Consider the following 11,027-nt stretch of genomic DNA (forward strand, 5'->3'; position numbering starts at 1 on the left):
CGCCGTGGCCAGCGCGACGACCGGCGTCGCCGGGTCCCGCTTCAGCAGGCGGCGGGCGGCGCGTACGCCGATGGCGCTGTGGGGGTCGAGCACCATGCCGGTGGCAGCATGGGTCTGGGCGATCTCGTCCATCACGTCGGGCTCGGACACGGCGGTGGCGTCGAACTCCGCCCGCACCGCAGAGAGCACCGCGTCGTCGAGGGTGAAGCCGCCGGACTGCTTCAGGCCCGCCATCAGCCGGCCGAGGGCGGACGCGTCGCGGCCGAGCGCCTCGAACAGAAGCCGCTCGAAGTTCGAGGAGATCTGGATGTCCATCGAGGGCGAGGTGGTCGCGTGGACGCCGCGCAGCTCGTAGGCGCCGTGCTCCAGGGTGCGCGCCAGGATGTCGTTGGCGTTGGTGCCGATCATCAGGCGCTCGATCGGCAGCCCCATGCGCTTGGCGACCCAGCCCGCCAGCACGTCGCCGAAATTGCCCGTCGGCACCGAAAACGACACCTTGCGGTGCGGCGCGCCGAGCGCCACCGCGCTGGTGAAGTAGTACACCGCCTGCGCCGCGACCCGGGCCCAGTTGATCGAGTTCACGCCCGAGAGCTTCACCGCGTCGGCGAAGTCGCCGTGCTGGAACATGGCCTTCACCATGTTCTGGCAGTCGTCGAAGTTGCCGTCGACCGCGAGCGCGTGGACGTTGGGCGCGTCGACCGAGGTCATCTGTCGACGCTGCACCTCCGACACGCGGCCGTGCGGGAACAGGATGAAGACGTCGACCTGGTCGAGCCCGCCGAAGGCTTCGACCGCGGCGCTGCCGGTGTCGCCCGAAGTCGCGCCGACGATGGTGGCGCGGCTGCCGCGGGCGCGGAGCACGTGGTCCATCAGGCGCCCGAGCAGCTGCATCGCCACGTCCTTGAACGCGAGCGTCGGGCCGTGGAAGAGCTCGAGCAGGAACAGGTTGTCGTCGAGCTGGGTCAGCGGGCAGATCGCCGGGTGGCGGAAGGTGGCGTAGGCCTCCTCGATCATCCGATCGAGGTCGGCGTCGGCGATCTCGCCGTCGATCAGGGGGCGCAGCACCAGCTTGGCGGCGTCGGCGTAGCGCTTGCCCGCGAGCCCCGCGATTTCCGGTTTCGTGATCGTCGGCCACGCCTCGGGCACGTAGAGCCCGCCGTCGCGGGCGAGCCCGGCGAGCAGGGCATCGGAAAACGAGAGCGGCGCGGCGGATCCGCGGGTCGAGACGTGCAGCACGGGGGCCTCCGGGGAAGGCGCCCCCTCTACACGATCGGTTCGGGCCTGTCGAAACGGGGTCGGCCACAGATCGCCCTCGGCTTTCGCGGCCGCCTGAGAAGGATCGCGCTCGCGATGGCCGACCGAGCCTGTGGCGACGCCATCGATTCCGCTTTTGCCGTCCGCCGATTCCGGCCATCGTGCGAGCATGACGGATCTCCTTGAAAAGGCGGTGGCCACCGCGCGCGGGCTTTCCCCCGAGATGCAGGACGAGGTCGCGCGGGTGGTGCTGGCCTTCGTCGGCGACGACACGGCCGTTTATCGGTTCACGCCTGAGGAAACTGCGGGACTGGACGAATCCGAGCGGGCCGCCGACCGCCCCGAGTTCGCCACGGATGCCGAGGTGCGCGCCATCTGGGCCAAGCACGGCCTGTGAGGCTGCGTTTCACCCTTCCAGCCGCACGTCAGCTCGACCGCATCCTGACGACGATCGGCGAGCAGCATCCGACCGGCGCGCACAACGTGCAGGAACGTATCCGCGCCGTGATCGATGTGTTGCAGCAACAACCCCAGGCCGGCGCCGCGACGGCTCGCCCAGGGGGGCGGCGGATGGTCGTGCGGCCCTATTCCTATGCCGTCGCCGACCGCATCGGGGACGACGAGATCGTCATCCTCGGCGTCCGCCACACGGCTCGGCGGCCTCTCGCCTGAACCGAGGGAGGATCGCAGACGGCGATTCGCCGTTCGGAAACTCACTGGCACCACTGCGTCATCCCGGAGCCGCGCAGCGGAGCCCTGGATCCAGAACCACAGGTCGAGCAGGACTTTCCACCATCGGCGGTTCTGGATTCCAGGCTCGCCTATGGCGACCCGGAATGACGGTGTCGTGCCTTCTGCAAGCGCCCTGCAGGATCGAGGGCTCTACGCAGGCCGTCGCCGTTCAGGCGTTCGTGCCCTCGGCCTTCATCAGCCGGCAGCCGCTGATGCGCCATTGGCCGTCCGCGCCGCGCTCGAGGCTGTAGACGGCGGTCCAATCGATGCCGTCCTCGTCCTGGATCGCCACGTCCTGCGACAGGGCGCCGTCGCCGAGGTCGAGCAGCTTGCCGAAGACGAAGCTGCGGTGGCGGTAGACCGGGCGGTAGCTGTTGCGGACCATGCCGAGGAACACGTCCGCGGTCGGGAACATGCCCTGGATCGACGGCGCCGCCTGAGCGTAGGCGGTGGTGGCGTCGTCGCGCACCAGCGCTTCGGCCTGGCGCGTGATGGTCGCACGCGCTGCGTCACGCGCGCCGTCGTCGGCCGCGTGCGCCGGCGTCAGTGCGAAGGCGAGGAACAAGGCGAGCCAGCAGCGCATCGGGGACCACTCCGCCATCGAACGGGGCGAGTGTAGCCGGCCTCACCGCCGCCGCAAGTGCGACTCAGGCGGCAGGCGGCTCGAGCTCGTGCAGGCGCTTCCAGGCGAAAACGGAAAAGACACCGAGCAGGCAGGCGGCGATGCCGAACCAAGTGAAGGCGTATTGCAGGTGGTTGTTCGGCAGGTCGACCCGGAGCTGCCCGCCGCGCGGCCAGGTCTTGCTCCCGGGGGTGGCGTCGACCTCGATCAGGTAGGGCGTGGCGTCCGGGAACCCGCGCGCGGCGGCGATGCCGGGCACGTCGCGGTTGAACCACTCGTTGCGCACGGGGTCCGGCGCCGGCACGAACATCGTCCTCGGCTCGCTTCCGCGCAGCAGGCCGACGATGGTGGTCTCGCCTTCGACCAGCCCGTCGCGACGGTCGGCCTGGTCCTTCAGCTCGGTCGGCACGAAGCCGCGGTTGACCAGCACGATCGCGCCGTCGTCGCGCCGGAACGGCGTGATCACGTAGTAGCCCTGCAGCGCCCGGCCCGGCGTCTCACCGGCCGCGAGCCCGTGCACCAGGGTCTCGCGGTCGTTGAGGAAGCGCCCGGCGACGCGGACGTGCTCGAACTCGTCGCGCGTGGGGTTCCAGTCGGCGGGCGTCGTCACCGGTTCGGCCTGCGAGCGCGAGACGATGCGGGCGATCAGCGCCTCCTTCTCGCCCTTGCGCTCGAGCTGCCACACGCCGAGCCCGAGCAGGATCGCCAGGGCGATCAGCGTCGCGAGCGCCGGGGGGAACAGATCGCGGATCGCGCCGGGGCGCGTGCGCGGGGCGGTCTCGGCCGCGGTCACGGCTCGAAGCGCCCCTGCTCGGCCTTGTTCGCATATTGCAGGGCGAGGAGCATGCCCTTCAGCGGGCGTACCAGAAGGAGGCTCAAGCCTACGGAGAGCGATCCCGCCACGAGGCCGTGGACCCACATCGGCGGCTGGTAGGTGATCTCCATCCAAAGGGCGAGGCCGACCACGAAGATGCCGACGATCGACATCACAAAGAAGGCCGGGCCGTCGCCGGAATCGAACATCCCATAATCGAGGCCGCAGGCTTCGCAGGAGGGGGCGACGGTGAGGAAGCCCTTGAACAGGTGGCCTTCGCCACAGCGGGGGCAGCGGCCCCGCAGGCCGGTCGAGATCGGGGCTTGTGGCGTGTAGGTCCGGGCCAAGCTCAGGTTCCTTGCATGAGGTGAGGCCCCCCGGCGACGAACGATACGTCGGCCTCCACCACGATATGGGGTCTTGGATACGAAAAAGGGCGGCCTGAGCCGCCCTTCCACGCAATCCCGCCCTGCGTCACAGGGGATCGAGGCCCGGTCGCGGTCAGTGGGCCGCGTGGCCGGCGCCCGAACCCCAGACGTAGATGGCGGCAAACAGGAACAGCCACACCACGTCGACGAAGTGCCAATACCAGGCGGCGAACTCGAAGCCGAGGTGCTGCTTGACCGTGAACTGGCCGAGATAGGCGCGGTACAGGCAGATCCCGAGGAAGATCGTGCCGATGAGGACGTGCGCACCGTGGAAGCCCGTCGCCATGAAGAAGGTCGAGGAGTAGATGCTGCCGGCGAAGCCGAAATGCGCGTGGCCGTACTCGTAGGCCTGGCACGCGGTGAACAGCACGCCGAGGATGACGGTGAGCCACAGGCCGTACTTCAGACCCTTGCGATCGTCGTGCAGCAGGGCGTGGTGTGCCCAGGTCACCGTCGTGCCCGAGGTGAGCAGGATCAGCGTGTTGAGCAGCGGCAGGTGCCAGGGGTCGAAGGCCTCGATGCCCTTCGGCGGCCAGACGCCGCCGGTGAAGCCGACGCGGGAAGCCTGGATCGGGTCGGCGGTGTAGAGCGCCGCCTCGAAGTAGGCCCAGAACCAAGCGACGAAGAACATCACCTCGGAGGCGATGAACATTATCATGCCGTAGCGGTGGTGAAGCTGCACCACGCGTGTGTGGTCGCCGTGGTTGGCCTCGTGGACCACGTCCTTCCACCACGAGAACATGGTGTAGAGCACGCCGAGCGTGCCGGCGCCGAAGATGTAGGGGCCCGGGGTGAGCGTGCCGATCTGCAGGCTCTTCATCCAGAACACGGCGCCGAAGGCCATCACGAAGCCGGAGAAGGCGCCGATGAGCGGCCAAGGGCTCGGTGCAAGGATGTGGAAGTCGTGATTCTTGGCGTGCGCCTCGGCCATCTTACCCGTCTCTCCTCGACCCCGTCGGTCCTGCGCCGTCGCCGGCTCGCGGTCCGTGTACTCTAATACGCCGAATTCGGGCCGTTCGACCCGTCCGGTCTGCCCGCACCCTTAGCGGAGGCGGGCGCGTGTTGTCACGCTTCCCGCGTGGGGAAAACCGGGTGCGCCCGGAAATCCGCGCGCAGTCAGAAGTCGCGCTTCGTGCCGGTGGTGCCCGTGGCGGCGACTGACGCCGGAATCGGCTCACCGTTCTTCGACGCGAAGTAGGTGTAGGACAGCGTCATCTCCGAAAGGTGCGCCGTGTTCGAATCCTTGCGCACTTCGGGGTCGATGTAGAACACCACCGGCACGTCCAGGGTCTCGCCCGGCTGCAGCGTCTGCTCCTTGAAGCAGAAGCACTCGATCTTGACGAAGTAGCTGCCCATCAGGCCGGGTTGGACGTTGAAGGTGGCGACGCCGGTGGAGGGCGTCGCGCCGGTGTTCTTCACCTGGAAGAACACCGTCTTGGTCTCGCCGAGTCGCGCCTCGACGCGACGCGATTCCGCCTTGAACCGCCACGGCAGCGAGGCCGACACGTTGGTGTCGAAGTGTACGACCATGCTGTCGTCGGTCGAAACGCCGGCAGTGAGCGCCGGCCCTTGGCGCGGCGTGCCGTCGTAGCCGGTCGCCTTACAGAAAGCGTCGTAGAGCGGCACCGACGCGAAGGCGAGGCCGATCATGCCGACAGCCATGCCCGCGCATGCGAAGGCGGTGCGCAGCATCGTCCGGTTCGGGTTCGGCATGCTCATTCTACAGCGGCCGGTTCAGGATTTGCGGTCCGAGCTTGGCGATCGTCAGGACGAAGAACAGCAGCACCATGGCGCCGAGCGCCAGGGCGATCGCGATCGAACGCTTGCGTCGGCGCGCCTCCTCCTCGGGGGTGAGGGGGCGCATCTCGATCTTGGGGAAGCCGTGCGGATCGTATTCCATCAGGCGAAGACCGGGCGGAACAGGCCGAGGCTCTGCTCGGCGAGCAGCGCCGAGAATAGCACGAACAGGTAGAGGATCGAGAAGCCGAACATCCCCATCGCGGCCTTCTTCTCCGCCTCGCCCTCGCGGTTGCGGTAGACCTGCACGCTGAAGGCGAGCATCCCGAGGCCGCCGACCACGGCGACCACCGCGTAGAGCAGGCCGGCAAAGCCGATCCAGACCGGCACGAGGCCGAGCGGCGCGAGCAGCAGCGTGTAGTAGATGATCTGGCGGCGGGTCGAGGTCGGGCCGGCGGTGTTCGGCATCATCGGGATGCCGGCCTTGGCGTACTCACCAGCCTTCACCAGGGCGAGCGCCCAGAAGTGCGGCGGCGTCCAGATGAAGATGATCGCGAACAGGACCAGCGACTCGATGCCGACCGAACCGCTGACGACCGCCTGGCCGATCACCGGGGGGAGGGCGCCGGCCGCACCGCCGATGACGATGTTCTGCGCGGTCGCCCGCTTCAGCCACATCGAGTAGATCACCGCGTAGAACACGATGGTGAAGGCGAGCAGGCCCGCCGAGAGCCAGTTGGCGGCGAGCCCGAGTACCATCACCGAGCCGACCGAGAGCACTAGGCCGAAGGCCAGGGCCTCGTTCGGCTGGATGCGGCCGTCGGGGATCGGGCGCTTGGCGGTGCGCGTCATGATCGCGTCGATGTCGGCGTCCCACCACATGTTGAGACAGCCCGACGCGCCCGCGCCGATCGCGATCATCAGCAGCGAGATCACGGCCACGGCCGGCGGGACGTGGCCGTGCGACACGACCATGCCGACCAGCGCGGTGAAGATCACCAGCACCATCACCCGCGGCTTCAGGAGAGCGAAATAGTCCGGCACGTCGCCGCCGACGACGGGGACCGGCGGCACTCCGACGGGCATGCTGTTCGACAGGGTGGTCATGGACACCGCAACCATTCTGCTTTTCGCACTCAAGCCCGCGCGGCGGGAGCGCTCGTTCCGCCGCGGGTAGACGCGAACCGGAACAGGTCCAAACGTCCGGGCAAGGCTCACCCGGAAAAGGGGGGATCCCGCCGAGCTTCGCTCAGACGGGACCGTCGCACCGCCCTTGCCGGGACCCTTCGCGGGAAGGGTCCGGGGAAGGGCGGGGGCTGCAAGCGCAGCCCCCGCGATGGTCGTCGATTCCGCTTACGCGAAACCCACTTCGTTTCCAGTTGGTCGCGTTTTCTTCACGTGAGCCGGATTCCACCTCACTCGAAAACGCTTCCGATCAGTGGTGGCCCGGCTCGTCGACGATGCGGGGCAGCGTCTCGAACTGGTGGAAGGGCGGCGGCGAGGACAGCGTCCACTCCAACGTGGTCGCACCGGGACCCCAGGGGTTGTCCGCAGCCCGCTCCTTCGAGCGGAAGGCGAGGATTACGCCGATGACGAACACCATCATGCCGAGGCCGAAGATGTGGCCGCCGTAGGTCGAGACCTTGTGCCAGCCGGCGAAGGCCTCCGGGTAGTCGGCGTAACGACGCGGCATGCCGGCGAGACCGAGGAAGTGCATCGGGAAGAACAGGACGTTCGCGCCGATGAAGGCCAGCCAGAAGTGCAGCTTTCCGGCCCACTCGGGGATGATGTGGCCGGTCATCTTCGGGAACCAGTAGTAGATACCCGCGAAGATGATGAACACGGCGCCGAGCGAGAGCACGTAGTGGAAGTGCGCGACGACGTAGTAGGTGTCGTGCAGGTACTTGTCGACAGCCGAGTTCGCGAGCACGACGCCGGTGACGCCGCCGACCGTGAACAGGAAGATGAAGCCCACCGCCCAGTGCATCGCCGCGGTGAAGCGGATCGAGCCGCCCCACATCGTCGCGATCCAGGAGAAGATCTTCACGCCGGTGGGCACCGCGATGACCATGGTGGCGAAGACGAAGTACGATTGCGTCTGCAGCGACAGGCCCACCGTATACATGTGGTGCGCCCACACGACGAAGCCGACGACGCCGATCGCGACCATCGCGTAAGCCATCGCGAGGTAGCCGAAGACGGGCTTGCGCGAGAACGTGGCGATGATGTGCGAGACGATGCCGAAGGCCGGCAGGATCATGATGTACACTTCGGGGTGACCGAAGAACCAGAACAGGTGCTGGTACAGGATCGGATCGCCGCCGCCGGCCGGGTCGAAGAAGGTGGTGCCGAAGTTGCGGTCGGTGAGCAGCATGGTGATCGCGCCGGCGAGGACCGGGAGCGACAGCAGCAGCAGGAAGGCGGTGACGAGCTCGGCCCAGGCGAAGAGCGGCATCTTGTGCAGCGTCATGCCGGGGGCGCGCATGTTCAGGATCGTGGTGATGAAGTTGATCGCCCCGAGGATCGAGCCGGCGCCGGACAGGTGCAGCGCGAAGATCGCGAAATCGACGGCCGGGCCGGGGTGGCCCGCGGTCGAGAGCGGCGGGTACACGGTCCAGCCGGTGCCGGCGCCGGACGCGCCGGGCGCGCCCTCGACGAACAGCGAGCAGATCAGGCTGCAGAAGCCCGCCACCGTCAGCCAGAACGAGACGTTGTTCATGCGCGGGAAGGCCATGTCCGGCGCGCCGATCATCAGCGGGACGAACCAGTTGCCGAACCCGCCGATCAGGGCCGGCATCACCATGAAGAACACCATGATGAGGCCGTGGCCGGTCACGAACACGTTGTAGGTCTGCGGATTGGAAAAGTACTGGAGACCGGGCGCCTCCATCTCCATCCGGATGCCGAAGGATAGGAACGCGCCGATCATGCCCGCGCAGAACGCGAACAGCAGGTAGAGCGTGCCGATATCCTTGTGGTTCGTGGAGAGGAACCAGCGGGCGAAGAAGGAAGGTTTGTGGTCGTGGGCCTCGTGGGCCCCTGCATGCGCTGCGGCGGTTGCCATCTGAGCTGAGCCTTGTGCGTGTCTCTCGAGATCTCGGTGGGTCGGGCCGGCGCGGTGCTGGCCCGAGGCGCGCCCTCTATCGGGCGTCGGCGAACTTGGACCCGTCGTCGATGCGGGCGTACTTGGTCTTCGCCTCGCCGAGCCAGGCCGCGTAGGCCTCGTCGTTCACGACGCGCACGACAATCGGCATGTAGGCGTGGCGCTGGCCGCAGAGCTCGGAGCACTGGCCGTGATACGTGCCCTCGCGGTCGGCCTTGAACCAGAACTGGTTGAGGCGGCCCGGCACGGCGTCGATCTTGAAGCCGAAGGACGGCATCGCCCACGAGTGCATCACGTCGGCGGCGGTGACCTGGATCTTCACGATCTTGTTCACCGGCACGACCATCTCGTTGTCGGCCTGGAGCAGGCGCGGCTGCTTGTCCTCGTCGATGTTGGCATCGAACGAGAAGCCGCCGCCCTGGTCTGCGGGGTACTCGTAGGACCAGTACCAGGCGTGGCCGGTCACCTTGATCATCACGTCGGACTTCGGATCCGAGAGCTGAACGCGCAACAGGCGGAACGAGGGGATTGCGACGGCGACGAGGATCAGCACCGGGACGATCGTCCAGGCCACCTCGATCAGGGTGTTGTGGGTGGTCTTCGAGGGCGTCGGGTTCCGCTTCTCGCTGAAGCGGTAGATGCACCACAGGATCAGTCCGAGCACGAACACGCAGATCGCGAGCGAGAGCCAGTGCACCCACGACTCGAACTGGAGGATGTCGCGCGCGTTCTCGGTGACCGGAACCTGGCGGGTCATCTGCCAGGGCTCGGGCTGGCCGATGCCGGCGGCCAGGGCCTGCGACGACGTCAGGAGCAACGCGCCGAACGCGGCGAGCCCCCTCTTGGAGCGGTGTTTCGTCTGCGCCGTCCGCATGTGCCTCTCGTGGCTCCCCTTGGTCACGTTACGCTCCGTCGACCGCCCGCGTCTTGCTTGTACGAGGCCCGCGGTGTCGTCCGGCGGAGTTGGACGCCCTGTCGGCGCGATGCCCGGGTATCCGATCGCGGTGTCAGACCACAAGGTCGTGCAAGGTGCAACCGCACAAGCGTCGCATCGCACGCTTTCCGGATGCGCCGCAGCACCACCGAAAGCATCGCCGCAGGGGCCGGAAGCATTCATGAGGCGGGGGCAGCATCGCCGCAGGCGCGGTCCGGGTCGCCGCCTGCTATGAGGCGGATGCGGGGGCGATCGGCGGGACCAGCGGAATGGCGGACGGAATGCGGACCGGGCGGAGCAGACCGGAGACGGCGGTGCGGGTGGCGACGCGCGTCGTCGCCTACGCCGCGCCGGAGCCGCGCGAGGGCGAGCGTGCGCTCGCCGTCGAGATGCCGGTCAACCTCGTCTACGGAAGCGTGCCCTACGCGGTGATGATGGCGACGCCCGCCGATCTCGAGGATTTCGCCTACGGCTTCAGCCTCACCGAGGGCATCGTCGCCTCGGCCGACGAGATCCGCGGCGCCGCGGTCGAGCGGGGCGAGGGCGGGCTACGGTTGCTGGTGGACCTCGCGCCGGGCCGGCTGCGCGAGCACCTCGCCCGCAAGCGCGCGATCAGCGGGCGCACCGGCTGCGGCGTCTGCGGGATCGAGGACCTCGCCGCCCTGCCGCGGGCGGAGACGCGCGACGCGTCCACCGCCGTGAGCGTCCGGCCGGAGGCGATCGCGCGCGCTCTGTCCGACCTCGGTGACGCCCAGGCGCTCGGGCGCGAGACGCGCGCGGTGCATGCGGCGGCCTGGGCAGGTCTCGACGGCAGCCTCGTGGCTGTGCGGGAAGATGTCGGCCGGCACAACGCCCTTGACAAGCTGATCGGCGCGCTGATCCGCGCAGGCACCGACCCGGCCGAAGGTTTCCTGGTGATCACCAGCCGCTGCTCGTTCGAGATGGTCGAGAAGGCGGCGCATTTCGGCGCGTCGGTCCTGGTCGCGATCTCGGCGCCGACCTCGCTCGCCATCGACCGGGCCCGCCTCCACCGCATGACGCTCTGCGCCATCGCCCGCGCCGATTCGTTCACGGTCTTCTGCGGGGACGAGCGCCTGGGCGCCTGGGTAGCTTGAGGCTTCAGGTTACGGGGTCTGCGCATCCTTGTCGGGCGCACCCGGCACCAGGGTCGCGCCGCCGATGACGCGGACGTTGCGCTTGGTCTCGGGCGGGTTCTGCCAAGTCTGCTCGGCCGCCTTCGCAGCGGGGGGCTTTGCTTCCGCCGCCTTGGTCTCGGAAGCCTTGGTCTCGGAAGCCTTGGTCTCGGAAGCCTTGGTCTCTGGGGATTTCGCCACCGTGCCGTCCGCGGGCGGCTGAACCGCTGCGGGCGTCGCGATGACGGCAGGCGCGGCCGCCTTCGGCGG

At 68.3% G+C, this 11,027-nt stretch carries 13 protein-coding genes and 1 pseudogene; 3 read left to right on the top strand and 11 right to left on the bottom strand.

The features are described 5' to 3' along the window. On the bottom strand, positions 1-1,236 hold a 1,236-nt coding region (thrC, locus tag FV222_RS08630; protein WP_147813847.1), incomplete at its 3' end, for a threonine synthase. Positions 1,237-1,423: 187 nt separating this feature from the next. Between thrC and FV222_RS08635 the strand changes: the two genes are divergently transcribed. Together FV222_RS08635 and FV222_RS08640 are read left to right on the top strand one after the other, a co-directional pair. Then, entirely contained in the window at positions 1,424-1,651 is a 228-nt protein-coding gene (locus FV222_RS08635) for a hypothetical protein (RefSeq protein WP_147750908.1), read from the top strand. After that, complete coding sequence (locus tag FV222_RS08640) at positions 1,648-1,926, top strand: type II toxin-antitoxin system RelE/ParE family toxin (RefSeq protein ID WP_147763344.1); 279 nt, start codon at positions 1,648-1,650, stop codon at positions 1,924-1,926. The genes FV222_RS08635 and FV222_RS08640 overlap by 4 nt, the downstream gene beginning before the upstream one ends. A gap of 229 nt (positions 1,927-2,155) precedes the next feature. On the opposite strand, the gene FV222_RS08645 is transcribed toward FV222_RS08640, so the two are convergent. From FV222_RS08645 to coxB, 9 genes are all read right to left on the bottom strand, one after another. Beyond that, positions 2,156-2,569, bottom strand: a complete 414-nt coding sequence (locus FV222_RS08645; RefSeq protein WP_147750906.1) for a DUF4864 domain-containing protein — start codon at positions 2,567-2,569, stop codon at positions 2,156-2,158. A 64-nt stretch (positions 2,570-2,633) separates the two neighbouring features. After that, complete coding sequence (locus tag FV222_RS08650) at positions 2,634-3,401, bottom strand: SURF1 family protein (RefSeq protein ID WP_147763343.1); 768 nt, start codon at positions 3,399-3,401, stop codon at positions 2,634-2,636. Then, complete coding sequence (locus FV222_RS08655; RefSeq protein WP_147750904.1) at positions 3,398-3,769, bottom strand: DUF983 domain-containing protein; 372 nt, start codon at positions 3,767-3,769, stop codon at positions 3,398-3,400. The genes FV222_RS08650 and FV222_RS08655 overlap by 4 nt, the downstream gene beginning before the upstream one ends. Before the next feature lie 154 nt (positions 3,770-3,923). After that, positions 3,924-4,781 carry a cytochrome c oxidase subunit 3 gene (locus tag FV222_RS08660; RefSeq protein ID WP_147750903.1) on the bottom strand — a complete coding sequence of 286 codons (858 nt, stop codon included), beginning with the start codon at positions 4,779-4,781 and terminating at the stop codon, positions 3,924-3,926. A 185-nt stretch (positions 4,782-4,966) separates the two neighbouring features. Continuing rightward, a complete protein-coding gene (locus FV222_RS08665) occupies positions 4,967-5,569 on the bottom strand; it encodes a cytochrome c oxidase assembly protein (protein ID WP_147763342.1) in 603 nt (200 codons plus the stop codon). Position 5,570: 1 nt separating this feature from the next. Next, positions 5,571-5,750 carry a hypothetical protein gene (locus tag FV222_RS08670; RefSeq protein ID WP_147725195.1) on the bottom strand — a complete coding sequence of 60 codons (180 nt, stop codon included), beginning with the start codon at positions 5,748-5,750 and terminating at the stop codon, positions 5,571-5,573. Beyond that, the gene (locus FV222_RS08675; protein WP_147763357.1) at positions 5,750-6,694 is read right to left on the bottom strand and encodes a heme o synthase; all 945 of its coding nucleotides are present in this window, start codon (positions 6,692-6,694) and stop codon (positions 5,750-5,752) included. Before FV222_RS08675 ends, FV222_RS08670 begins: the two co-directional genes overlap by 1 nt. Positions 6,695-7,022: 328 nt before the next feature. Continuing rightward, positions 7,023-8,651 carry a cytochrome c oxidase subunit I gene (gene ctaD / locus FV222_RS08680; protein ID WP_147750901.1) on the bottom strand — a complete coding sequence of 543 codons (1,629 nt, stop codon included), beginning with the start codon at positions 8,649-8,651 and terminating at the stop codon, positions 7,023-7,025. 76 nt (positions 8,652-8,727) lie between these two features. Then, positions 8,728-9,564 carry a cytochrome c oxidase subunit II gene (gene coxB / locus FV222_RS08685; protein ID WP_147750900.1) on the bottom strand — a complete coding sequence of 279 codons (837 nt, stop codon included), beginning with the start codon at positions 9,562-9,564 and terminating at the stop codon, positions 8,728-8,730. 329 nt (positions 9,565-9,893) lie between these two features. Here coxB and fdhD point away from each other — a divergent pair, with 329 nt between their 5' ends. Next, on the top strand, positions 9,894-10,739 hold the full coding sequence (gene fdhD, locus FV222_RS08690) for a formate dehydrogenase accessory sulfurtransferase FdhD (RefSeq protein ID WP_147763340.1): 846 nt from the start codon (positions 9,894-9,896) through the stop codon (positions 10,737-10,739). A gap of 9 nt (positions 10,740-10,748) precedes the next feature. On the opposite strand, the pseudogene FV222_RS08695 reads toward fdhD, so the two are convergent. Next, positions 10,749-11,027 (bottom strand): annotated as a pseudogene (locus tag FV222_RS08695) (hypothetical protein); the annotation flags it as partial.

Origin of the sequence: Methylobacterium sp. WL103, from assembly GCF_008039885.1 — a bacterium.
In the GTDB taxonomy this organism is placed as follows: domain Bacteria; phylum Pseudomonadota; class Alphaproteobacteria; order Rhizobiales; family Beijerinckiaceae; genus Methylobacterium; species Methylobacterium cerastii.